General features: G+C 71.7%; 24 protein-coding genes. 10 read left to right on the top strand and 14 right to left on the bottom strand.

The window, feature by feature from the left end:
* Nucleotides 1-661: 661 nt before the first annotated feature.
* From GCU67_RS14055 to GCU67_RS14045, 3 genes are all read right to left on the bottom strand, one after another.
* The gene (locus tag GCU67_RS14055) at nucleotides 662-2368 is read right to left on the bottom strand and encodes an MDR family MFS transporter (protein ID WP_246215121.1); all 1707 of its coding nucleotides are present in this window, start codon (nucleotides 2366-2368) and stop codon (nucleotides 662-664) included.
* Between the two features lie 85 nt (nucleotides 2369-2453).
* The gene (locus GCU67_RS14050; RefSeq protein WP_211661393.1) at nucleotides 2454-2945 is read right to left on the bottom strand and encodes a MarR family winged helix-turn-helix transcriptional regulator; all 492 of its coding nucleotides are present in this window, start codon (nucleotides 2943-2945) and stop codon (nucleotides 2454-2456) included.
* Between the two features lie 83 nt (nucleotides 2946-3028).
* The gene (locus tag GCU67_RS14045; RefSeq protein WP_338105012.1) at nucleotides 3029-3490 is read right to left on the bottom strand and encodes a MarR family winged helix-turn-helix transcriptional regulator; all 462 of its coding nucleotides are present in this window, start codon (nucleotides 3488-3490) and stop codon (nucleotides 3029-3031) included.
* 524 nt (nucleotides 3491-4014) lie between these two features.
* Between GCU67_RS14045 and GCU67_RS14040 the strand changes: the two genes are divergently transcribed.
* Nucleotides 4015-4551 (top strand): hypothetical protein, encoded by a 537-nt coding sequence (locus GCU67_RS14040; protein ID WP_163611839.1) that lies wholly within the window; start codon nucleotides 4015-4017, stop codon nucleotides 4549-4551.
* 279 nt (nucleotides 4552-4830) lie between these two features.
* Here GCU67_RS14040 and GCU67_RS14035 read toward each other — a convergent pair whose 3' ends face one another.
* The 3 genes from GCU67_RS14035 to GCU67_RS14025 form a co-directional block, all read right to left on the bottom strand.
* Nucleotides 4831-5391 carry a GrpB family protein gene (locus GCU67_RS14035; RefSeq protein ID WP_338105011.1) on the bottom strand — a complete coding sequence of 187 codons (561 nt, stop codon included), beginning with the start codon at nucleotides 5389-5391 and terminating at the stop codon, nucleotides 4831-4833.
* 87 nt (nucleotides 5392-5478) lie between these two features.
* A complete protein-coding gene (locus tag GCU67_RS14030; protein WP_163611838.1) occupies nucleotides 5479-6102 on the bottom strand; it encodes an NADPH-dependent F420 reductase in 624 nt (207 codons plus the stop codon).
* A gap of 169 nt (nucleotides 6103-6271) precedes the next feature.
* Nucleotides 6272-7006: an SDR family oxidoreductase gene (locus GCU67_RS14025; RefSeq protein ID WP_163611837.1), complete on the bottom strand. Its 735-nt coding sequence runs from the start codon at nucleotides 7004-7006 to the stop codon at nucleotides 6272-6274.
* A gap of 209 nt (nucleotides 7007-7215) precedes the next feature.
* On the opposite strand from GCU67_RS14025, the gene GCU67_RS14020 reads away from it, so the two are divergent.
* On the top strand, nucleotides 7216-7839 hold the full coding sequence (locus GCU67_RS14020; RefSeq protein WP_163611836.1) for a TetR/AcrR family transcriptional regulator: 624 nt from the start codon (nucleotides 7216-7218) through the stop codon (nucleotides 7837-7839).
* Between the two features lie 76 nt (nucleotides 7840-7915).
* A complete protein-coding gene (locus tag GCU67_RS14015; RefSeq protein WP_163611835.1) occupies nucleotides 7916-8311 on the top strand; it encodes a VOC family protein in 396 nt (131 codons plus the stop codon).
* Nucleotides 8312-8487: 176 nt separating this feature from the next.
* On the opposite strand, the gene GCU67_RS14010 is transcribed toward GCU67_RS14015, so the two are convergent.
* The 3 genes from GCU67_RS14010 to GCU67_RS14000 form a co-directional block, all read right to left on the bottom strand.
* Nucleotides 8488-9156, bottom strand: coding sequence for an NADPH-dependent F420 reductase (locus GCU67_RS14010; protein WP_163611834.1), 669 nt, complete (start codon nucleotides 9154-9156; stop codon nucleotides 8488-8490).
* Between the two features lie 35 nt (nucleotides 9157-9191).
* Nucleotides 9192-10130, bottom strand: a complete 939-nt coding sequence (locus tag GCU67_RS14005; protein ID WP_163611833.1) for an SDR family oxidoreductase — start codon at nucleotides 10128-10130, stop codon at nucleotides 9192-9194.
* 93 nt (nucleotides 10131-10223) lie between these two features.
* A complete protein-coding gene (locus tag GCU67_RS14000) occupies nucleotides 10224-10847 on the bottom strand; it encodes an NADPH-dependent F420 reductase (RefSeq protein ID WP_163611832.1) in 624 nt (207 codons plus the stop codon).
* A gap of 195 nt (nucleotides 10848-11042) precedes the next feature.
* Between GCU67_RS14000 and GCU67_RS13995 the strand changes: the two genes are divergently transcribed.
* Nucleotides 11043-11660, top strand: a complete 618-nt coding sequence (locus GCU67_RS13995) for a TetR/AcrR family transcriptional regulator (RefSeq protein WP_163611831.1) — start codon at nucleotides 11043-11045, stop codon at nucleotides 11658-11660.
* A gap of 453 nt (nucleotides 11661-12113) precedes the next feature.
* Here the strand turns inward: GCU67_RS13995 and GCU67_RS13990 are convergent, their stop codons facing one another.
* From GCU67_RS13990 to GCU67_RS22490, 3 genes are read right to left on the bottom strand one after another with little or no spacing between them, the layout of a single operon-like run.
* Nucleotides 12114-13691 (bottom strand): AMP-binding protein, encoded by a 1578-nt coding sequence (locus tag GCU67_RS13990; protein ID WP_276508557.1) that lies wholly within the window; start codon nucleotides 13689-13691, stop codon nucleotides 12114-12116.
* A 45-nt stretch (nucleotides 13692-13736) separates the two neighbouring features.
* Complete coding sequence (locus tag GCU67_RS13985; protein ID WP_163611830.1) at nucleotides 13737-14210, bottom strand: acyl-CoA thioesterase; 474 nt, start codon at nucleotides 14208-14210, stop codon at nucleotides 13737-13739.
* Nucleotides 14207-14872, bottom strand: coding sequence for a QsdR family transcriptional regulator (locus GCU67_RS22490; protein WP_338105010.1), 666 nt, complete (start codon nucleotides 14870-14872; stop codon nucleotides 14207-14209). Before GCU67_RS22490 ends, GCU67_RS13985 begins: the two co-directional genes overlap by 4 nt.
* A gap of 109 nt (nucleotides 14873-14981) precedes the next feature.
* Here GCU67_RS22490 and GCU67_RS13975 point away from each other — a divergent pair, with 109 nt between their 5' ends.
* The 5 genes from GCU67_RS13975 to GCU67_RS13955 are packed head-to-tail and all read left to right on the top strand — an operon-like array spanning nucleotide 14982 to nucleotide 19797.
* On the top strand, nucleotides 14982-16157 hold the full coding sequence (locus tag GCU67_RS13975) for an acyl-CoA dehydrogenase family protein (protein WP_163611828.1): 1176 nt from the start codon (nucleotides 14982-14984) through the stop codon (nucleotides 16155-16157).
* Nucleotides 16158-16210: 53 nt separating this feature from the next.
* Nucleotides 16211-17443 carry an acetyl-CoA C-acetyltransferase gene (locus GCU67_RS13970; RefSeq protein ID WP_163611827.1) on the top strand — a complete coding sequence of 411 codons (1233 nt, stop codon included), beginning with the start codon at nucleotides 16211-16213 and terminating at the stop codon, nucleotides 17441-17443.
* Nucleotides 17444-17460: 17 nt separating this feature from the next.
* On the top strand, nucleotides 17461-18564 hold the full coding sequence (locus GCU67_RS13965) for a zinc-binding dehydrogenase (RefSeq protein ID WP_163611826.1): 1104 nt from the start codon (nucleotides 17461-17463) through the stop codon (nucleotides 18562-18564).
* Nucleotides 18565-18586: 22 nt separating this feature from the next.
* Nucleotides 18587-19342 (top strand): SDR family oxidoreductase, encoded by a 756-nt coding sequence (locus GCU67_RS13960; RefSeq protein WP_163611825.1) that lies wholly within the window; start codon nucleotides 18587-18589, stop codon nucleotides 19340-19342.
* Nucleotides 19339-19797 carry a MaoC family dehydratase gene (locus tag GCU67_RS13955; RefSeq protein ID WP_338105009.1) on the top strand — a complete coding sequence of 153 codons (459 nt, stop codon included), beginning with the start codon at nucleotides 19339-19341 and terminating at the stop codon, nucleotides 19795-19797. The genes GCU67_RS13960 and GCU67_RS13955 overlap by 4 nt, the downstream gene beginning before the upstream one ends.
* A 185-nt stretch (nucleotides 19798-19982) precedes the next feature.
* Here GCU67_RS13955 and GCU67_RS13950 read toward each other — a convergent pair whose 3' ends face one another.
* Entirely contained in the window at nucleotides 19983-20345 is a 363-nt protein-coding gene (locus tag GCU67_RS13950) for a VOC family protein (protein ID WP_163611824.1), read from the bottom strand.
* Between the two features lie 211 nt (nucleotides 20346-20556).
* A complete protein-coding gene (locus GCU67_RS13945) occupies nucleotides 20557-21189 on the bottom strand; it encodes a TetR/AcrR family transcriptional regulator (protein WP_163611823.1) in 633 nt (210 codons plus the stop codon).
* A gap of 258 nt (nucleotides 21190-21447) precedes the next feature.
* Between GCU67_RS13945 and GCU67_RS13940 the strand changes: the two genes are divergently transcribed.
* The gene (locus GCU67_RS13940) at nucleotides 21448-22104 is read left to right on the top strand and encodes an MBL fold metallo-hydrolase (RefSeq protein ID WP_163611822.1); all 657 of its coding nucleotides are present in this window, start codon (nucleotides 21448-21450) and stop codon (nucleotides 22102-22104) included.
* Nucleotide 22105 lies beyond the last annotated feature (1 nt).

The raw sequence follows: 22105 nt of genomic DNA, 5'->3' as shown, positions 1-22105 counted from the left end.
CTGGGCGCTCACCACTGTCGGACTCCAGGGGCCAGGCGGGCGAATGGCGGGATCACGGGGCCTCCATCGTGTGGTGAGCGGCGCAGCCCGGATCGTCGGTCCGCCTTCGCCGACCACCCACCGAGCTGCTGTGCGAGGAGGCTAGCCAACATCGAGTACGTATAGGACGTCTTGGGGGTGACATGCGTCCTGTTGACGACGAGGGCGACGGTGTGAGGGGCGGCCTCGCCGGGCCGCCGTGACACGCCGCCGTGGCCACGTCGCTGTACCGACTGCTGGACGCCGAGGCACGTCCCGTGACTGCGGACCGGTGGACGAGGCGCCATCGCAGCGCGAGCGTCCGCCCGCGGAACACCGACTCGGCGTCTCGACCCAGCCCCGGCCGGGCGGTCCGCACCACACCCGGCCCCGAGGACCAGCTCAGCTGCCGTCTCGTCGGCGTGCACCAGCCCAGCCGGCCCGCCGCCCGGCAGGCCGACATCTCGGACCGACCCGCGCCGCAGGGGCGGGCTGGTCCTGGGTGTCGACCGAGCGGGAGACCCGCCTGAGGGGCGAACAGGTCGAAGGCGTGGAACGCACCCGTCCAGACGTGCCACGGCTGACCGCCGCGACTCGGGTGTGCCGCGGCGGTCGTCGTGGTGGTGCTGAGAGCGACGGCTGGTCAGTCCCTGCGCCGCTCCCCGGCGGGCACGGTGCCCGCGACAGCCTGCGGTCGTGACCCGTCTCGGTGGTCGACGGCCGGGCTGTCGACGGGGCCCGCGCCCCCACCACCGGCGGCCCGGGCCGCCTGCTCGGCGTCCAGCCGCATCTCCTCACCGCTCTGGGAGCGCAGCGGCACCTCCCGGATGAACAGGATGGTGATCAGCGAGATCACGGCCAGCACGGCGGAGATGAGGAAGACCCGAGCCGTTCCGTCGCCGTACGCGGCGCGGACGATGCCGGCGATCGCCGGCGGCAGCTCGTTGAGCTGGCCGATGCCGGCGCCGGACGCGCTCCCACCGCTGTCGACGCCGGCGGCGGCCAGACCGCTCACCGTCAGGTTGCTCACCTGGGTGGCGAGCACGGCACCGAGCACCGACACACCCACGGTGCCACCGAGGGACCGGAAGAACGTGACCGTCGAACTGGCCGTCCCCAGGTCGCCGGGGGCGACCGTGTTCTGCACCGCGAGCACCAGGTTCTGCATGGTCATGCCCAGGCCCAGCCCGAGCAGGGCGAGGTAGGCGCCGATCAGCACCATGTCCGTCTCGTGGTCGATGGTCGCCAGCAGCCCGAAGCCCAGGACCATCAGCACCGCGCCGGTGACGATGACGTTCTTCCACTTGCCGGTCTTGCTGATCAGCTGGCCGGAGACCGTCGCCGAGACCATCGAGCCGATGATCATGGGCAGCGAGAGCAGGCCGGCCGCGGTGGGCGAGTAGCCGCGGGCGATCTGGAAGTACTGGCCGAGGAACACCGCGCCACCGAAGAGCGCGACGCCGACGGCGATGCTGGCCACGATCACCAGCGCGGTGGTGCGGTCCCGGAACAGCCGCAGCGGGATGATCGGCTCCGCGACCCGGGTCTCGACGAAGACCATGAGCGCCAGCAGGACGACGCCGATGGCGACCAGCGTGATCGACGTCGACGACCCCCAGGCGAAGTCGTTCCCGGCCAGGGTGACCCAGATCAGCAGGACGCACACGCCACCGGCGAGCAGGGCGGCGCCGAGGTAGTCGATGCTCACCTTCCGCTTCACCAGCGGGATGTTCAGCGTGCGCTGGATGAGGAACAGGGCGATGACGGCCAGCGGGGCGCCGACGAAGAAACACCACCGCCAGCCCAGCCAGCTGGTGTCCACGATGACCCCGCCGATCAGCGGACCCGCAACGGTGGCCACCGACATGACCGCCGCGATGGGGCCGGCGTAGCGGCCCCGCTCCCGCGGGCTGATCATCGCCGCGATCGCGATGATCACCAGCGACTGCAGACCACCCAGGCCGACGCCCTGCACGGCCCGGAACCCGATGAGCATGCCGACGCTGGAGGAGAAGCCGGCGGCGATCGACCCCAGCGTGAAGATGGTCAGCGAGATCTGCACGAGGAGCTTCTTGCTGAACAGGTCGGCGAACTTGCCCCAGATGGGCGTGGTGGCCGTGCTGGCCAGCAGTGTCGCGGTGACCACCCACGTGTACTGGTCCTGGGAGCCGTGCAGGTCGGCGATGATCGTCGGGAGCGCGTTGCTGACGATCGTGGAGGACAGGAACGCGACGAACATGCCCAGCAACAGCCCGGAGAGCGCCTCCAGCGTCTGCCGATGGGTCATCCGGCCGGTCGCCTCTGCACCCGGTGCTTCCGCAACGCCGGTGTCGGGCGGGGTGGTGCTCATGGGTCTCCTCGCGGGCAGGGAGCAGCCCGGGCACCGGACGGTGCCACGGGTACGGACGGGGCCGGCGGCACTGCCGGTGGGTGGGTCAGAGAGCAGCGACAGCCGGCACGGGGACCGGCCGGCGGACCGGCGAGACGGCCGACCCGGATGCGGAGACGACGTCCCGGCGCAGCCGGCGCACGGCCGCCAGCAGGTCGTCGACCTCGGCGTCCCCCCAGTCGGCCAGGACGCCGGAGAGCCAGCGCAGTCGGGCAGCGCGACGCTCGGCGAGCACGGCGCGGCCGGCGTCGGTCACCGACAGCTGGCAGGCGCGGCCGTCGGCCGGGTCAGGACGGCGTTGGACCAGACCGAGCTCGGTGGCGGCGGCGACGTGCCGGCTGGCCACCGAGGCGTCGACGCCCAGCGCTCGGGCGAGCGCACCGAGACGCAGCCCGTCGGCTGCCTCGAGCAGACCGAGGACTGACGCGACCGTCGACGAGACGTGACTGGCATCGTCGAACGCAGGCGCCATCGCCCGCCCGGACCTGACGATCGCCGCCAACTCGTCGAGCAGGGCAGCACCGGCCAACGCGTCCATCGTCCACACCCCTGCTTGGTTGATATCTGCAAGCAAGTATGCAGCGAGGGAGCTTAGGTTGCAACCATCAACTACCGCGCGTGTCAGGTGAGTCCGGTCTGCCCCAGTCGGTGCAGGAGGGCGGTGAGTTGGCGGACGTCGTCCTCCGGCCAGGTCGCCAGGGACGCCCGCCAGTGGACCAACTGCTCCTCCTGCAGCTGCCCAGCTCGAGCACGTCCGTCCGTCGTGAGCCCGATCAGACGGGCCCGCGCGTCGGTGGGGTCCGGCGACCGCTCGGCCAGCCCCAGCCGGACGACGGAGTCGACCTGCCGACTGACCGTGGACTTGTCCAGCTCCAGCGCCGCGCCGAGATCGGTCAACCGCAGCGGGCCACGAGTCGCCAGCAGCACCACCAGCGGATAGGCCGCCGGGTCGAGCTGTGGGTGCACCTGGCGGGCCAGCACCCGCACGCGCGCCCGGCTGCGCCGCCACAGATCGGCCATCTCGGTCTCCAGCGCGGGGATCGAGTCCCCTGTCGCCTCACCGGGCCCGCTCCCTACGTCCACGTCGTCAGTCGTTCGAGAACCGTGCGCACGCAGCGTTCGGACGCCGTCGACCGACTGCTCGGAGGAACGCACGCCGTCCGCAGGGTCCCCCTGCGTTCGGGCCCGCGCTCGAGCAGCAGGGCGAGGACCGCCAGGTGGCTGGGGTGGGCCGTCGGCTCCGGGGCTGCCTCGACGCTCGCGAGCCCGACGCCGGTGAGGCCGACGTGCGGGAGCCCCTGCTCGACCAGCTCCGCCCGCGCGCTCACGTCTGCCAGCCTAGGTGCGCTCGCCGGCGGTGCCGTCGCCCGACCAGCTGACCGTTGCCTCCAGCCGGTTGCGCGAGCACCCGGCCGGGACCACGCGGCTGACTGGAGCTCGACCGCGGCTCCATGCCGCGACGACCTCGTGCGTGTCGCGACTGCCGGGGTCGTGACCCGTCCACCTCGCGGTCGATCGCGAGTCGGACAGACGAACAGGACGTCCACCTCGGGCGCACGGGGCACTCGCCACCGGACCCCGTCCGGGCTCGGCGGCAGACTGGCGCGGTGACCTCCCGAGCTGTGCGCACGACCCTGACGACGCTGACGCAGCACCGCGACGACGTGGCGGTCGATCGGGCGGAGAGCCGGGTCGCCGCCTACGTCTACGGCAACGTCCTCGTGCTCGCTGCCGTCGTCGGCGCCTCGCCGTCCGCCGTGGGGTCCGGCACGGCCGTGGTGCTGGTCGTCGGCACCGTCGTGTCGACCTTCGTCGCGCACGTGCTGGCCCACTCGATCGGCGCGCTCTTCGGCGGCGAGGACGGCAGGACCGCGGCACGAGTGGCCCTGCGGGACGCCGTCCCGATCCTCAGCTCCGGCGTCACCCCGGCGGTGTTGCTGGCTGCCACGGCCCTGGGCTGGCTCTCCGGACCGTGGGGGCAGTCACTGTCCGCGGTGGTCCTGCTGGGCCGGATCGCCGGCACCGGTGTCGTCTACCGCCGGCTGCGGGCCGACGTCCCACTGCGCCGGGCCTGGACGGTCGGGGTCCTGGCCGCGGTGGTGGCTGCGGTGGCCGTGGTCCTCAAGCTGACACTCACCCACTGACACCGCATCGACGACCGGGGACATCGCCCCGAGCCGCCTCACGCCGGACAGCCCTGACCGCCGGCGTTGACGGACTGACCGACACCCGAGCGTTCGGGCGCACGGCACCAGGTGACACGCGGCGGCCAGAACGCCGGATGCAGCACCAGTTGCGGCGGTGATGAGCCGGCCGCTGGACTCGCGTCGACGGGCCGCGCAGTCGACCGAGGTGCGGACGGCTGCACAGTACCGGCGAGCTCGCCGAGGATCGTGGCGTGCGCCTTCGCAGCCTCCGACGTCCTACGTGGACCGCCAGACCCGGGCTCTGGTCAGGATCGTCGTGATGACGTCGGACTTCGCGTCGGCGTAGTCGTTCATGTCGGCCCATTGCCGGGCCGCCAGCGCACGCTTCGTCGTGGCGTACAGGTCCCGGTCATGCGCCGACTGACGGAGCCAGTCGCGGAGGTCGAGGTAGTCGGTCACCGCCGCGGCCCCGGGCTGGTAGACGTGGACGTGGACATCGCGCTCGGGTGTGCGGAACATGCGGTGGCCCGATTCCCGTACGCGCTGGGAGAACCCGGCCGCTTCCAGCGCGGGTGCGTAGGCCGGCTCGTCTTCCACGTCGGCGACGGTCACGAGCACGTCGACGATCGGCTTGGCGTCCAGTCCCGGGACCGCGGTGCTGCCGATGTGCTCGATGTCGAGGGCCTGCGTGGCCAGGGCGTCGTGCAGCCGGGTACGCAGCGCCGAGAACCGTGCAGGCCACTCCGGGTCGTACTCCTGGACGACGATCGTCACCTGCTCCCGGCCACCGATCAGCACCGACCGGAGGTGGGCGTCACGGTCGAAGCGTGGGTCCACCAGGTGAGGCTACGACCGACCACGACCGCCCACCACGCATCGCCGAGCAGGCAGCGCCCTGTCCACCGACTGCTCGGCCCCGGGGGCTCAGCCGGTGAACTCGTCGACGCCGAGGGCGAAGTCCCAGTGGCCGACCCCGTTGCCAGCCAGGCCCACCGTGACCACGCCGACCCCTTCCAGCCAGTGCGCCATCTTCAGGCCGCCGACGTCCAGCGGGCGCAGCCCCAGGCTCTCGACGAACGTCGCCACGGCCGCCTTGGCCTGCGCATCGTCGCCGGCGAAGAAGACGTCGGGCCGGCCCTTCTCCAGGACGTTGCGGAAGACGGTGTTGAACGCCTTCACGACGCTGGCGCCGGCCGGGGCCACCTCGGCGACCTCCTGGGCAATCGAGGTCTCCTCGTCGTGCGCCAGTCCGTCGAACGTGGCGTTGAAGGGGTTGCTGATGTCGACGATGACCTTGCCCGCGAGGGCGTCGCCGTACTCGACGACGACCGGGACGACGCTGGCGTACAGCAGCGCCGTGATGACGATGTCCCCGGCCGGGACGGCGCCCCACGTGCCCGCCGTCGCGCCGCCGCCCAGGGCCTCGGCCAGGTCGTCGGCCTTGGACTGGTCGCGTCCCATGACCTCGACGGTGTTGCCGCCGGCCACTGCGCGCTCGCCGATGGTGCGGGCCATGTTCCCCGTACCGATGAAGGTGATGCTGCTCATCAGGTGTGCTCTCTTCCTGTGCTCGGGATGTCGCGCTGTCTCGTTGGTGCCGGAGCGGACGCAGGGCGCTGGCCGTGACGTCCTGGGCCGACTGCCGCGCCTCTCCCGGCACCGTCGTCGTGTGGACCGGTCGGCTGCGGGGTGTGCCGCGGTTCTGTCGGTGTGTGGCTCAGAGGGCGGTCGTGCCGCCGTCGGCGACCAGTTCCAGACCGTTGACGTAGCTGGAGTCGTCGGAGGCGAGGAAGAGGGCGACGGTGGCGATCTCCTCGGGGCGGCCCATCGCCCCGCGGGGGATGAGGGACTCGAATGCGACCCTGGTCGCCTCGTCGAACAGCTCCGCCTGCTTGGCGGTGGCGACCTGTCCTGGGGTCAGGACGTTGACCCGGATGTTGCGGTCGCGCAGCTCGTTGAGCCAGACGCGGGCCCAGGCCTGCTGGACGGCCTTGCTCCCCGCGTAGAGGCTCCAGCCGGGGAACGCGCCGAGGGAGGCGTTCGACCCGGTCATGATGATCGAGCCGTTGTCGTTCATCAGCGGCAGTGCCTTCTGCACGGTGAACAGCGTGCCGCGCGCGTTGAGCGAGAAGGCGCGCTCGAACTGCTCCTCCGTGATCTCGCCGAGGACGGCGGGTTCGCCCATCCCGGCGCTGGCCCACAGAACGTCGATCGAGCCCTTCTCCCGCTCGACGGTGTCGTACAGGCGATCCAGGTCGCCCAGGTCGGACGCGTCACCCTGGACTGCGGTGACGTTGCGGCCGATCTCCTCCACAGCGTCGTCCAGTGCCTCCTGCCGCCGGGCCTGGATGAAGACGTGCGCGCCCTCGTCGACGAACAGCTTCGCGCCGGCCAGTGCCATGCCGGTGGATGCGCCCGTTATCACCGCGACCTTGCCATCGAGCTTTCCCACGATCACTCCCCTGGTTCACGGTTCTCCGAGACAGCTCGGCCTTAAGTACACCGGGCTGTGTAAGTAACGTAACCGGCGAGCGAGCCGAACGCAAGCTATGTACACCGATTCGTACCAAGAGCTGCGGGGGCCTGTCCCGCATGGCCCACCGACCGACCGGGCCGCCAGCTATGTAGACCGACCAGTACCAGGCGGTCTACGCTGGTGCCATGACGGAGTTGGAGAGGGGCCCGCTGGGCCAGCGCCGCGGCCGGGGCGCACGCGAGCGCATCCTCAGCGCGTCACAGCAGCTGTTCCGCGACCAGGGCATCAACCGCACCGGCATGGACCAGCTCTCCGCCGTGGCCCAGGTGTCCAAGCGCACGGCCTACCAGCACTTCTCCAGCAAGGACGAACTCGTCACCGAGTACCTGCGTCGATTCGATCCCGACGTCATGCCCGGGGTGTTCGACCGCACCGACCTCACGCCGCGCGAACGACTCCTCGCCGCCTTCGAGATGCCGGCGTCCACGCCCCTGTGCCCCTACATCGCAGCGGCCGTCGAACTGCACGACCCCGGACACCCGGCGTCTCGGTACGCACGCGACTACAAGACCGCCATCGCCGCGCGGCTCACCGACACCGCCCGCGAGGCCGGCGCCACGAACCCCGAACAACTCGGCGAGCAACTGGCGCTGCTCATCGACGGCGCCTCGGTCCGCACCCGGGTCCTGGACAGCGAGTCCTTCTCCACCGCCGCCGCCATCGCCGCCGTCCTCATCGACAACGCCCTGCAGTCGGCTCCCAGCCAGGCCGGACACACGGAGAGCCTGTCCACAGGGGGAGACCGATGACGCAGCTCGCGGGCACCGGGTCACTCGAGGGCAGATCAGCGACCTACGACGAGTCCCGACATGAGGCAGGCGCGCGGTGACGGTCCATCCGGTCACCCTGGGTGCGATCAACCTGGAGGCCCGGGATCCAGCATCGTTGGCCACGTTCTGGGCCTCCGTCACCGGCTCGACGCCCTCACCCGGCGGTGACACGGTCCACCTGCCACCCGCCGGGCCCGGTGGGTTCGCGATGTTCTTCCGCCGCCAGGAGGGCCCCCGCCCGGAGCGCCACGCGGTCCACCTCGATCTGACCGTTCCCTGGGGCACCCGACAGGCAGAGGTCGAGCGCCTGATCGGCCTGGGTGCCACCTGCCGATGGGACGTCCTGGACGAGTTCCCGCACGTGCAGTGGACCACCCTCGCCGATCCGGAGGGGAACCTCTTCTGCGTCGCCGAGCACCCGCCGGCCCAGCGAGCAGCCCAAGTGCCGTAGGAGCCGGCCCCTGATACGCCCACGCCGTCCGGCGTGCGTCAGCGGTCCCCGTCAGAGGACGACGGGTACCCGACCGTTCTCGGGCCGTCCGACGTCGCGGGCATCGAGTGCGCTGCCCGAGGGGGACCTGCACAGATGTCAGGGCGGACCTCGCCGCGGCCGGCGCGAGGCCGCGGTCACCTCGCGGCGGTGGCGAGCGCCGCGCGGATGGCGTCCCCGCCGGCCGGCCGGCCGGCCGCGTTCGAGTACGGCCCGTAGGGGGCGCCCCAGACCGGGGTGCCCGTCTCCTGCCGCCAGCTGTCGGCCAGCGGTCCCGCGTCCACCACGCGGTACCCGATGGACTCGATGAACTCGGTCACTGCGGTCGTCGCCTGCACCGAGTCCCCGGCGATCGGCAGGGAGGAGCGGTCGGCCGCCCCCGCCGGGCGGGCGAGGGACAGCAGGTGCTCGTAGTAGATGGTGTTGAAGGCCTTGACCACGACGGCATCAGGGACCTCGCGCTGCAGCAGCTCGCTCGAGGTGAGCGACCTGCTGTCGAGCTCGGGGACGTGCCCGTCGCGCTCGGGGCCGTAGTTGCACGTGTCGATGACCGTCTTCCCGGCCAGCGCTGCGGCGGGCAGGCCGGAGAACGCCTTGACGGGTACCGAGACCACGACGATGTCACCGGCTGTAGCGGCCTCCCCGCTCGACGCCGCCGACGCCCGCGGCCCGAGTGCCGCGACCGCGTCCGCCAACGTCTCGGGGCCGCGGGAGTTGCTGAGCACGACCTGGTGCCCGGCCGCGATGGCGAGGCGCGCGATGGTGGTACCGATCTGGCCGCTCCCGATGATCCCGACGATCGTCATGCCCTCAACCCCTCCAGATGGTCGTGAGGCAACGGTCATGGGCCGACGGGGAAGTAGTGGCCGTTGTCCATGTCGGCGAAGAGGCCGGGTCGGGTGGGTTCCCAGCCGAGTGCCTGGCGGGTGATGAGGTTGGACGCCGGGTAGCTCTGCGTGACGATGTTCGCGAGGAACCCGAAGTAGCCCGGCAGCATCAGCTCGTCCATGGGGATGCTCACCGCGGGCAGGTCCAGCCGGCTGCCGATGGCCTCGGCGATCTCCCGCAGCGGGATGCCCTCGTCCCCGACCGCGTGCCAGTGCTTGCCGGCTGGCCCCTGCTCCAGCGCCAAGCGGAACACGGAAGCGACATCGCGGACGTGCACGGCGTTCCACACGTTCGTGCCGTCTCCGGGGTAGCCGACGACGCCCTTCTCCTTCGCGAGCGCGATCAGCGAAGGGAGGAAGCCGGCCCGATCGGTCGCGCTGTGCGCGATGTTGGCGATCCGGACGACCGACGATCGCACTCCCCGCCCGGCGAGGTCGATGACGGCGGTCTCCACGACGTTGCGGACCTGCAGGGTGCCCTTGTGCTCGTCGCCGACGGGGAGGGCAGGGTCCTCCTCGGTGGCCGGGCGGCCGAGCTGCCCGGAGGAGCCGATGCTCCCCGCCACGACCAGCGGCTTCTGGGTTCCCGCGAGCGCCTCGCCGTACGCGAGCATGATCGGGAGCTCCGCGGCGGCGACGGCGTCCATCCCGCCGAACGGGAGCAGGTCCTGCCGGTGCGCGACGTGGATGACGCCGTCGGACTCCGCGGCTGCCTCCATGAGCCCATCGAGGTCCTCGAGGTCGCCGCGGCGCACCTTCGCACCGTTCGCGGACAGCGTCGCCGCGGCCGTGTCCGACCGGGCCAGTGCGGTGACCTCGTGCCCGGCGGCGATCAGCTCGGGGATGATGTACGAACCGGAATGGCCGGTCCCGCCAGTGACGAAGACGTGCATGACTACTCCTTGAGAGAGGGGTTGGAGCGCTGACTTCTCGAGCTGCGGGTCGACTGACGTGACGTCGCGCGAGAAGTGGTCGTGCGGGTGCGCTCAGCCGCGGAGGTCGACGCCGAGCGAGAAGTCCCAGCCCCCTACGCCGTGGTTGGCCAGGCTGATCATCAGCACGCCCGCTCCCTCCAGCCAGCGCGCCACCTCCAGGCCGCCGGCGTCCAGCGGGCGCAGCCCGAGGCTCTCGATGAACGCCGACACACTGGCCTTCGCCTGTGCGTCGTCGCCGGCGAACAGCACGTCCAGCGGGCCTCCCTGGGCCAGTACGTGGCCGAAGACGGTGTTGAACGCCTTGACGACGTGCGCGCTGGCCGGGGCGGCCGCGGCGATCTCCTGCGCGCCGGAACTGCCCTCCGGAGTGACCAGTGCGGTGGCGGCGGCGTTGGAGGTGTTGGAGATGTCGATGACGGTCTTGCCGGCCAGCGCTTCCCCGTACTGGGCGACGACGGGCACGGCGCCGGCGTAGGGCACGGCGAGGATGACGAGGTCACCGACCGGGGCGGCGCCGAACGTCCCGGTCGTGGCGCCACCGCCGAGTGTGGCGGCCAGTTCCTCGGCCTTGACCCGGTCGCGGCCGATGACCTCGACGGTGTGGCCGCCGGCAAGTGCCCGGGCGGCCAGGGTGCTGGCCATGGTGCCCAGGCCGATGATGCTGATGCTGCTCATGGTGGGTCTGCCTTCGTGGGTCGAGTGGAACGCGCACGCCGTCGGTGGCGACGGTCGTGTCGTGGAGTCCGTCGCACCATGGCGTCGGACTGGGTCTGCTCTCCGGGCGGCCGTCGGACCGCTCGTTCTGGAACCGATCGTCCAGATCCTAGGCAGATGTGGACGAACGAGTCAACAACGGCTTAGTCTGAGGCCATGGCGCGACCACGCAGCTTCGACGAGGGCCGGGTCCTCGAGCTGGCCCGGGACCGGTTCTGGGCGACCGGTTACGCCGGCACGCGGATGGACGACATCGCCGAAGTGACCGGCCTGGGCAAGGGCAGCCTCTACGGGGCCTTCGGCGACAAGAGCGCCCTGTTCCACCGGGTGTTCGACGAGTGGAACACCGCGATCGTCGAGCAGGCCGCACTCAGACTCACCGGCGGCGCGGACGAGGGGGCCTTCGCCCGGTTGTCGACGTACGTCCGGTTCGTGGCCGCCCACACTGCTGCGGACACCGATCGCCGCGGGTGTCTGCTGGCCAAGGGCGCCGCCGAACTCGCCCACCAGGACCCGGTCGTCGCGGGCCGGTCCGCCCAGACGATGGGCGCGCTCATGGCACTGCTCCAGATGGAGATCGACGCGTGCCAGCGGCACGGCGACATCGACGACGGCGCCGACCCTGCGCAGTTGGCAGCGCTGCTGCTGGCAGTGCTGCGCGGCATGGAGGCGGTGGGCAAGGCCGGTGTCGACCCACAGACCCTCACCGGCATCGCCGACACCGCCTTGGCCGTCCTGCCCCGTCCGACATCGAGAACACAGCGCACCAGCTAGACCTTGGCCCGCGTCGCACACCCGCTGCCATCGTGCAGCGGCCATGTCCTCGTGGCGTCCTGTCCACCGATGCCCCGGCTCCGGCACCTCCGCAGGCACCAGCGGCCCTCGGCGGCGGCGTGCCCGGGCTCCTCGCCGCACGAGGTGCAGATCGTCCGACCGGGGTGGACCTCGACGATCCACCCGTCCCGGGCCCACCTCCACCTCCGGCCCGCGGACTCCTTCGTCGACCACGACCGCATCGCCGACGACGCCGGCCCAGCGGCGCGGTGACAGTGAGGGCTCGACACCACGCCGCCGAGCCGACGGCAGGTCCCAGATCGACCTGCGCGTCACCGACGGGGACGGCCTCGGCCAGCGCCACACCGTCGACGGCGCTGCTCCACCGGAGACTCCTGAGGCTGGGGCGATCAGCGCTCGGGTGCTGGGCGGCCAGCCGGCCAGAGACCGTCGTCAGACGGTGTCGGCGCCGGCGTCGGCGTGGGCGTCGGTGAAGTGGGCCACCAGCTCGCGCTTGAGCACCTTGCCGCTCGGCCCGAGGGGCAGCTCGCCGACGACGTGCACGACCCGGGGGTACTTGTAGGCCGCCAGGTGCTCCCGCGCATGGGCCACCAGCTGGTCGGTGTCGAAGGACGAGGCGTCGGCCGGCACCACCGCCGCGTGGACCTCCTGACCGTGCTCGGCGTGGGCGACGCCGAACACCGCGACGTTGGCGACTCCCGGGTGCCGCATGAGCACCTGCTCCACTTCCGTCGGGTACACGTTGTAGCCGTTGCGCACGATCATGTCCTTCTTGCGGTCGACGATCGTGATGACGGCGTCGGAGGACCGGGTGCCGAGGTCCCCGGTGCGGAACCAGCCGTCGACGACGGCCTCCGCCGTCGCGTCCGGCCGACCCAGGTAGCCCTTGAACAGCGCGTGGCCGCGCACGACGATCTCGCCGAGCTCGCCGGCGGGCAGCAGTTCGATGCGGCCCTCCACGTCGGCGGCGGCGATCTCGACGTCGATGCCCCAGTAGGGACGCCCCACCGTCCCGGGGCGGATCGGCTCGTGCGTCGGGTTGAACGCGATGGTCGGCGAGGTCTCCGTCAGGCCGTAGCCCTCGTGCACGGAGGCACCGAACGTGGCCTCGAAGGCCTCGAGGACCGCAGTGGGCAGGGCCGCACCCCCGGAGACCCCGAAGCGGAGCGCCGGTCGCTGCGTGCTCTGGGCCGCGGCCTGCAGCAGGCCGATGTACATCGTGGGCACGGCGGTGAAGACCGTCGCCCCGTGCTCGACGAGGAGACGCAGCACCTCCGCGCCGTCGAAGCGCGGCAGCAGGATGACCGCCGCGCCCTTGCGGAAGGCGATGTTCATGACGGCGGTCTGGCCGAAGCTGTGGAACAGCGGGAGACCGCCGAACAGCACGTCGTCGCTGCGGATGTCGATGGCGTCGATGAGAGCGACGTTGACCTGCTCGACGAGGGCCAGGTGGGAGGCGACCGAGCCCTTGGGCGTGCCCGTCGTGCCACTGGTGTAGAGCACGGTCGCCGCGTCCAGCGGACCCGTCCCCTCGTACCGCTCGATGGGCACCGCGGCGGCCGCCTCGTCCTCCAGCCGCAAGAAGGGGACCTGTGCGCCCATCCCCTCCGGTACGAGCACGGTGAGCAGGGGCACGCCGGAGCGCGCGGCGGCCGGGCCGACCTCGCCGAGGAGCGGGGCAGCCGCCACGACGAGCGCCGCGCCGCTGTCCCGGAGCACGTACTCGATCTCCTCGGCCTTGAAGAGCGGGTGCACGGGGACGACGACGGCGCCGAGCGACAGCACCGCGAAGTAGATCCGCGGGAAGTCCGGGACGTTGGGCACCGCCATCGCGACCCGGTCGCCGCGGCCGATGCCGCGGGCGCGCAGTGCGCCGGCGTAGGAGCGGGTCTGGTCCCACAACTCGCGGTAGGAGATGGCCGCGCCCATGCAGTACAGGGGCGATGCGGTCGGGTGTCCGGCGGGCGCTCTCCGCGAGCATCGCGGCCACGGACAGGGTGCCCAGGCCAGGTCCGGAGAGGGCGGGGTCTGCAGGTGCTGCGGGAGTGGACATGGTCACCTCTCACTCCCGGCGGCGGTGCCGGGAGGGACAGCGGGATCGAGGAGCAGCTGCTCCTCGACGAGGGCGCGGAGCGGAGCGGGAACGGGGACGGGACGACGGGTCCCGCGGTCGACGAAGACGTGGGTGAAGCTGCCGGTGGCCAGTGCCGCACCGTCGGCAGAACCGAAGATGCCCAGCGACCACGTGACGCTGGTGCGGCCCACGCGGGCGGCAGCGAGCCCGAGCTCCATGTCGTCGGGGTAGGCGATCGACCGGTGGTACTCGCAGGAGGACGCGACGCACAGCCCGAGGACCTCGCCGTCCAGCGGGTCCATCCCGGCGACCCCGAGCAGCCAGGCGTTGATGGTGGTGTCCATCGCGGCGTAGTAGACGACGTTGTTGACGTGACCGTACTGGTCGTTGTCGTTCCAGCGGGTGGGGAAGACGCGCCGGAAGCCGTACTGCTCGAGGGGCCGGGGAACGGTCATGTCAGCTGCTCCGTACGGGTCGGGCCGAGGACGAAGGAGAAGGCGGCGGCGGCGCGGGCGCCGCTGGGCTCCTCCCCTGTGATCAGGTCGGCGTAGGTGAAGGACTCCGAGAGTCGGACCAGCACGTAGGCGAGGTCGTCCAGCGGGAGGGGCGAGGCGAGGCGGCCGGCGGCCACCTCCTCCTCCAGCAGCGACCTGGTGACGGCGATGTACCGGCGCTGGATGGCGCTGTCCTTCGTCGTGAGCAGGCGGAGCGCGCGGGAGGGCTCGCGGCGGAGGAACTCCCGGAAGTACGGCGCGTCGATCATCAGCGACACGAAGCTGCTCAGCAGCGTGACCACCCGGTCGGGGCCGCTCGCCGTGGTCTCGGCGTCGGCGTGGTCGAGCGTCGGGGCGGCGAGGGACCACAGCACCTCCGACAGCAGCGCGTCGCGGTTCCCGACCCAGCGGAACAGCGACGTCCGGTCCACGCCGAGCTCGACCGCGAGCTGACCCATGTCGATCCGGTCGCTGGCCAGGAAGCGGCTCCTGGCCAGCTGGAACGCGCGCCGCGCCTCGTGCGGGGGTTCGGCCGCCAGCCGGCGCGAGAGCGCGCTGGGGACCAGGGCCGTGCCCCGGCTGCCCAGCCGGAGCGGCCCGCTCGTCGTCGAGACCCCGCTCACGTCAGGCACCCTAGACGGCCTCCCGGCGCGCTTGCAACGTTTCGGCAGATGATGCACATTGGGGCTCGCGTGGGTGGGAGGACCTGCCCAGGACCGAACGGGAGCCAGCATGACCGACCTCCTCGTCAGCGACTTCTACGCCTTCCAGGACCTGCTGACCGACCGCGAGGTCGAGTCCGTGCTGGCGTTGCGGGCCTTCCTCGAGGCGGAGGTCCGCCCGATCGCGGACGACTACTGGGCGCGTGCGGAGTTCCCGCGCCACCTCGCCCGGCCGCTGGGCGAGCTGGGCATGTTCGGCCCGATGTGGGAGGAGACCCGCGCCTTCGCCAACAGCGGCGTGTACCGCGGCTGGCTGGCCCTGGAGCTGGCCCGGGTCGACGCCGGCGTGGCCACCTTCGTCGGGGTCACGAGTGGGCTGGCCATGGGCTCCATCGGCGTGGGTGGCTCGGCCGAGCAGCGCGCCGCGTGGCTCCCCCGGCTGGGCACCGGGGAGATCGTCGGCGCCTTCGGCCTCACCGAGCCCCTCTCCGGGTCCGACTCGGCGCGGGGACTGCGGACGACCGCGCGGCAGACCGCTGACGGCTGGGTGCTCGACGGTGCGAAGCGGTGGATCGGCAACGCCACCTTCGCCGACGTCACCGTCGTCTACGCCAAGGACGTCGCCGACGGCCAGGTGAAGGGCTTCCTCGTGGAGGCCGGCACGCCCGGCTTCACCGCAACGAAGATCGAGGACAAGATCAGCCTCCGCAGCGTGCAGAACGCCGACATCGTCCTCGAGGACGTGCTGGTGCCCGAGGAGCGCCGCCTGCAGGGCATCAACTCCTTCCGGGACGTGGCGACCGTGCTGCGACTCACCCGGGCCGACGTCGCCTGGCAGGCCGTCGGGATCGCGATCGGTGCCTACGAGGCCGCGGTCCGCTACGCCGGGGAACGGCAGCAGTTCGGGCGGCCGATCGCGGCGACCCAGCTGGTGCAGGACCACCTGGCCCGCTGCCTCGGCAACATCACCGCCAGCATCGCGATGTGCGTCCGGGTGTCCCAGCTCTCCGACCAGGGCCGGCAGCGCGACGAGCACTCCGCGTTGGCGAAGGCGTTCGCGACAGCCCGGATGCGCGAGACGGTGGCATGGGCTCGCGAGGTGCTCGGCGGCAACGGCATCGTCCTCGAGCACGGCGTCGCACGGTTCTTCGCCGACGCCGAGGCCATCTACTCCTACGAGGGCACCCGGGAGATGAACTCCCTCATCGTCGGGCGCGCCATCACCGGGCACGCCGCCTTCGTCTGACCCACCGCACGCGTCCACCGCACTCCCGGACACCCGACCGCAGAGGAGCAGTCATGCCGGAAGCCGTCATCGTCGCCGCCGCCCGCACGCCGATCGGGCGCGCCTTCAAGGGGTCGCTGCGCGACGTGCGCCCCGACGACCTGGCCACGGGCATCGTCCGCGCTGCCCTCGCCCAGGTGCCCGAGCTCGACCCCTCGCACGTGGAGGACCTCCTGCTCGGCTGCGGGCTGCCGGGCGGGGAGCAGGGCATGAACATGGCGCGCATCGTCGCCGTCGCCCTCGGGCTCGACACCGTGCCGGGCACCACCGTCACCCGCTACTGCGCCTCGAGCGTGCAGACCACCCGCATGGCCTTCCACGCGATCAAGGCCGGGGAGGGCGACGTCTTCGTCTCCGCCGGCGTGGAGTCGGTGAGCCGGTCCGCGCGCGGCTCGAGCGACTTCCTGCCCGGCGACCCGGACGCCTACCTCAACCCGCGCTTCGACGAGGCGCGGGCCCGGACGGCCGGGCGCGCCGGCGAGGGCGCCGAGACGTGGCGCGACCCCCGCGAGGACGGTCTGCTGCCCGACCCCTACATCGCCATGGGCCAAACCTCGGAGAACGTCGCGACGCTCCGCGGCATCAGCCGGCGGGAGCAGGACGAGTACGCGGCACTGAGCCAGAACCGCGCCGAGCGCGCCCTCGAGACGGGGTTCTTCGCCCGCGAGATCACCCCGGTCACCCTGCCCGACGGGACCGTCGTCGCCCGCGACGACGGCCCGCGACCGGGCGTCACCGTCGAGTCGCTCGGCGCGCTCAAGCCGGTCTTCCGCCCAGACGGGACCGTCACGGCCGGCAACGCCTGCCCGCTCAACGACGGCGCCGCGGCGCTGGTCGTCATGAGCGACACCAAGGCGGCCGAGCTGGGCATCGAGCCGATCGCGCGCATCGTGTCCACCGGGGTGAGCGCCCTGTCCCCGGAGATCATGGGCCTCGGTCCCGTGGAGGCGACCCGTAGCGCGCTGCAGCGCGCGGGCATGACGATGGACGACATCGACCTGGTCGAGCTCAACGAGGCCTTCGCCGCCCAGGTCATCCCCGCCGCCCGCGACATGGGCGTCGACCACGACCGGCTCAACGTCCACGGGGGTGCGATCGCCCTCGGCCACCCGTTCGGCATGACCGGCGCCCGGATCACGACGACGCTGCTGAACGGCCTCCGGGAGACCGACGGGCAGTTCGGCCTGGAGACGATGTGCGTCGGGGGCGGCCAGGGCATGGCCATGGTCCTCGAGCGGCTGCGCTGAGAAGCCAGGAGCCCAGGATGAAGATCACCGGTGCCGTTCTCGACGAGGCGGGCCGCCCGGCCCCCTTCGCCTCCTCCCGCCCGCTCACCGTGCAGGAGCTGGACCTGGCCGCGCCGGGTCACGCGGAGCTGCTCGTCCGCATCGAGACGGCCGGCATCTGCCACTCGGACCTGTCCGTGGTCGACGGCAAGCGCCCCCGACCGACCCCGATGCTGCTCGGCCACGAGGCCGCCGGGATCGTCGAGGAGGTGGGACCCGGCGTCTCGGCCCTCAGCGTGGGCGACCGCGTGGTGATGACCTTCCTCCCCCGCTGCGGCCACTGCGCGGGCTGCGCGACCGACGGGCGGCTGCCGTGCGAGGTGGGCTCGGCGGCGAATGCCGCGGGAGAACTGCTCGACGGCGGACGGCGGCTCTCCCGGGGTGGCGAGCACATCGCCCACCACCTCGGGGTGTCCGCGTTCGCCACCCACGCCGTCGTCAACCAGGCCTCGGTGGTGCGGGTGGACCACGACGTCCCGCCCGACGTGGCGGCACTCCTGGGCTGCGCCGTCCTGACCGGTGGTGGCGCCGTGCTCAACGCCGGGCGCCCGGCGCCCGGGGAGACGGTGATGGTCGTCGGCCTCGGCGGCGTCGGCATGGCGGCCGTGCTCGTCGCGAAGGCGCTCGGCCACCACGTCGTGGGCGTCGACGCCCTGGACTCCAAGCTCGCCGAGGGCCTGCAGCTGGGCGCGGACGAGGTCCTGACCCCCGAGCAGGTGGTCGCCTCGGCGGTCCGGGCGCCCGTCGTGATCGAGGCCGCGGGTCACCCCCGGGCCTTCGAGACGGCGTTCGCCGCCACGGCCCCCGGCGGGCGGACGGTGACGGTGGGACTCCCCGCGCCCGGCGCCCGAGCGGAGATCAGCCCGCTGGTCCTCACTGCGGAGGCGCGCACCGTCATCGGCAGCTATCTCGGCTCTTCGGTCCCGGCCCGGGACATCCCCGTGTACGTCGACCTGTGGCGGCAGGGCCGGTTGCCGATCGAGAAGCTGGTCTCCCGCGTCGTCCCGCTCGCCGACGTCAACGCGGCGATGGACGCCCTCGCGCAGGGGCAGGTCATCCGCCAGCTCCTGTCCTTCGACTGACCCTCACCGGAAGGAAGCCCTCATGGAACAGCAGCGCGTGGCGATCGTGACCGGAGCAGCACGCGGCATCGGAGCCGCCATCGCCCGCCGGCTGGCGAGCGACGGCCTCGCGGTCGCCGTCCTGGACCTCGACGGGGCGAGCACCGTCGACACGGTCTCCGCCATCGTCTCCGCCGGCGGCCGGGCGATCGGGGTGGGGGCCGACGTCTCCGTCGCCGACGCGGTCGAGCAGGCGGTCGCGCAGGTCACCGAGGAGCTCGGTGCGCCGACGGTCCTGGTGAACAACGCCGGCATCCTGCGGGACAACCTCATCTTCAAGATGACCGACGACGACTGGGACGCCGTCGTCGCGGTCCACCTGCGCGGCGCCTTCCTCATGACCCGGGCGGTGCAGCGTCACCAGGTGGCGGCGGGGTGGGGTCGGATCGTCAGCCTCTCCAGCACCTCCGCACTCGGCAACCGTGGTCAGGCCAACTACGCCGCGGTGAAGGCCGGCCTCCAGGGGCTGACCAAGACGCTGGCCCTGGAGCTCGGGCGCTACAACGTCACCGCCAACGCCATCGCACCCGGCTTCATCGCCACCGACATGCTCCGGGCGACCGCGGACCGGATGAAGGTGCCGTACGAGCAGTTCCTGGAGGGGGCGGCGAAGGAGATCCCGGTCGGGCGAGTGGGACAGCCCGACGACATCGCCGCGGCGGCGTCCTTCTTCTGCTCGGAGGAGGCCAGCTTCATCTCCGGGCAGGTCCTGTACGTCGCCGGTGGGCCGAAGGCGTGACGACCGTCCTCAGCACCCCGGCGGCGCTGATGGACGCCATCGGTACAGAACTCGGCGTCACGCAGTGGCTGACGGTCGACCAGGACCGGATCGAGGCGTTCGCGGCCGCGACCGGAGACTCACAGTGGATCCACGTCGACCCCGACCGCGCCGCCGCTGGCCCCTTCGGCACCACGATCGCCCACGGCCACCTCACTGCCTCCCTCGTCCCGGCGTTCGTCGCCGAGCTGCTCGAGGTGGGCGGCGCGTCGGCCGCGATCAACGCCGGCAGCGACCGGGTGCGCTTCGTCGCGCCGGTGCCCGCGGGGTCCCGGCTCCGGGCGAGCGCGGCCGTCGTGGCGTGCGAGCAGGTGCGAGCCGGGATGCGGGCCACCCTCCGCGTCACGGTGGAGATCGAGGGCGGACAGCGGCCGGCCCTGGTCGCCGACGTCCTCACCGTCTACGTCAGCGCCTGACCTCCCGCCGCACTCGACATCGTCAGGCGTGACGGCCTCTCCGGCAGGACCGGTCGATGCAGTCCACCGACCGGGATTCGCGCGGAAGGACGCCGCCCACTCCACGCTGGCCCACGCCCACCGTCTTCTCGAGTCCATGGCGGTGAACAACCCCCTTGGCTCTGCGGCGCGGCGCCGGCCAGGTCTCACAGGTGGCTGGCGATGTTGACGATGCGCCCGGTCGGGTCCCGTACGAAGAACCGTCGTGTCCCCCACGCCTCGTCCCTCAGCGCACGGACGATCTCGTAGCCGTCGACCTGCGCCTGAGCAAGCGCAGCATCGACGTCGGCGACCTCGAGGGACAGGTCGACAGTGACCAGTTCGGGGTCGACCGCGGTCGGGCTCTCCCACGCCACGATGACCTGTGTGGTCGGTGTGCTGCGCGAGGCGAGCATCAGCATCCCGTCCTCGTCCATCGCCACTCGGAAACCCAGGAAGCCGACGTAGAAGGCGCGCACCTCCAGCGGACTGGTGGTCCTGATGACGGGCATGGCACGGCGGATGTCCATGCGCCCGTGTCCAGCGCAGTCGGCCGCCAGCAGCACGGCGTCGCGATCACGGAAGGGAGCCCAGACCTGGGGCCCCTTCACGGGGTGCCAGCCCGAGCGGGGCCCTCGGGGAGCAGCGAGAGCCGCTGCAGACGCCCCCGGAGGGACTGTTCGACTGAGCCTCCGGCGGGTATGACTCCAGTCGCGGCATCGCGCTCGGACCTGACGTTCCTCAGGGTCGCAGGTGTGCCAGCGCGCTCACCAGCGACGGCTCGATCGCCTCTCTCGGGGGCCACGGCATCTGGTACTGCGCCCCGCGGAGCGACACCAGTCCGTGCATCGCCACCCAGAGCTCGAGCGCGGCGCCTGGCGCGGACGGCGCGGAGGACACCCCCGCGTCGATGCAGTCTTGCACCCCTTGCACCAGCTGACCGAAGGACCCCCCGCGGAGATCGTCCTCGGTGACTGCGCGTCCTTCAGGGCTGCGGCCGCCCAGCTGGCGGTTCCGAGTGAAGAGCAGCCCGTAGAGATTCGGGTTCTCGAGTCCGAAGGTCATGTAGGCACGACAACCGGCCAGCAGCCTCTCGCACGGATCCTCGATCCCGGCCTTGGCGGTGTCGATGTAGGCGGTCATCTCGGCGAAGGTGTCCACCACGACGGCTTGGACGATGGCTTCCGGCGTCGAGAAGTGCGTGTAGATCGACGGGGCAGCGATCCCGATCCGCCGAGCCACACCGCGCAGCGTGATGGCCGTCTCGTGCCCCTGCTCGACGAGCATCTCCCGCGCAGCCGCCACGATCTCGTCGCGAAGACGCCCGCCGGCTCCCCTCGGGTTCTTGCTGCGTCGCTCCACCTCGGTACTCATGCCTTACGACTGTATTCTCACGCCGCCCGGTTGGCAGGGACCCCCTCGAGGCAACCAGTGCTGCCGGCATCCGCGTCCTCTGTCCGGCACCCCCTCCACCGGGCCCCCCAGCCACGCCACAGTCAGCACTCCTGAGTCACCCATGGACCCAGTGCTTGACGACAAGGTCGTGCACTGTCAGGGTTACGGCTGTAAGGACACACATAGAAGGACTCAACGTCGCACTCGCGCGAAGCGACCTCCGAACAGGACAAGACCATGGAAATCCATCCCCTCCGCAGCGGTGTCTCCACCTCCTACCTCGTCGTCGAGGGGAAGCGGGCGATGCTGGTCGACGCCGGTGAACCCGGCCTCACCCCCAAGGTCCTGGCGACGTTGCGGGACCTCGACGCCGAGCTGGGTCTGATCGTGCTGACCCACTTCCACTACGACCACGTCGGTGCAGCCGACGCGATTCGTGCCGCGACCGGCGCGCGCGTCGCGATCCACGAGAAGGATGCGGAGGCCCTCCGAGCCGGGGGACGGCTGCAGCTCGTTCCGACACGGCTCTTCGCTCGACTCCTGGCCACCTTCATCAACAAGAAGGAACAGCGCCCCGTCACTCCCGACCTCGAGTTCGGCGACGAGGAGGACCTCACCCGCTACGGGGGCTTCGGGAAGACCTTCTGGACTCCCGGCCACACCCCCGGCTCACAGAGCATCGTCCTCGACGACGGCACCGTCTTCGCCGGTGACGCCCTCACCGAGAAGGCGATCACCCACCACGCGCAGGGACCGATGTTCATCGACGACGCGGCCAGCAGCACCGCGAGCATCAAGGCCATCGCGGCACGCGCAACCACCCTCTACGTGGCACACAACGGGAAGGTCGAGATCCGCTCGATCAAGTCCTTCGCTGCCGGCCTGCGCGACTAGA

The organism is Modestobacter muralis, from assembly GCF_010682105.1.
In the GTDB taxonomy this organism is placed as follows: Bacteria; Actinomycetota; Actinomycetes; order Mycobacteriales; family Geodermatophilaceae; genus Modestobacter; species Modestobacter muralis.
This window is presented reverse-complemented; position numbering and strand designations above follow the sequence as displayed.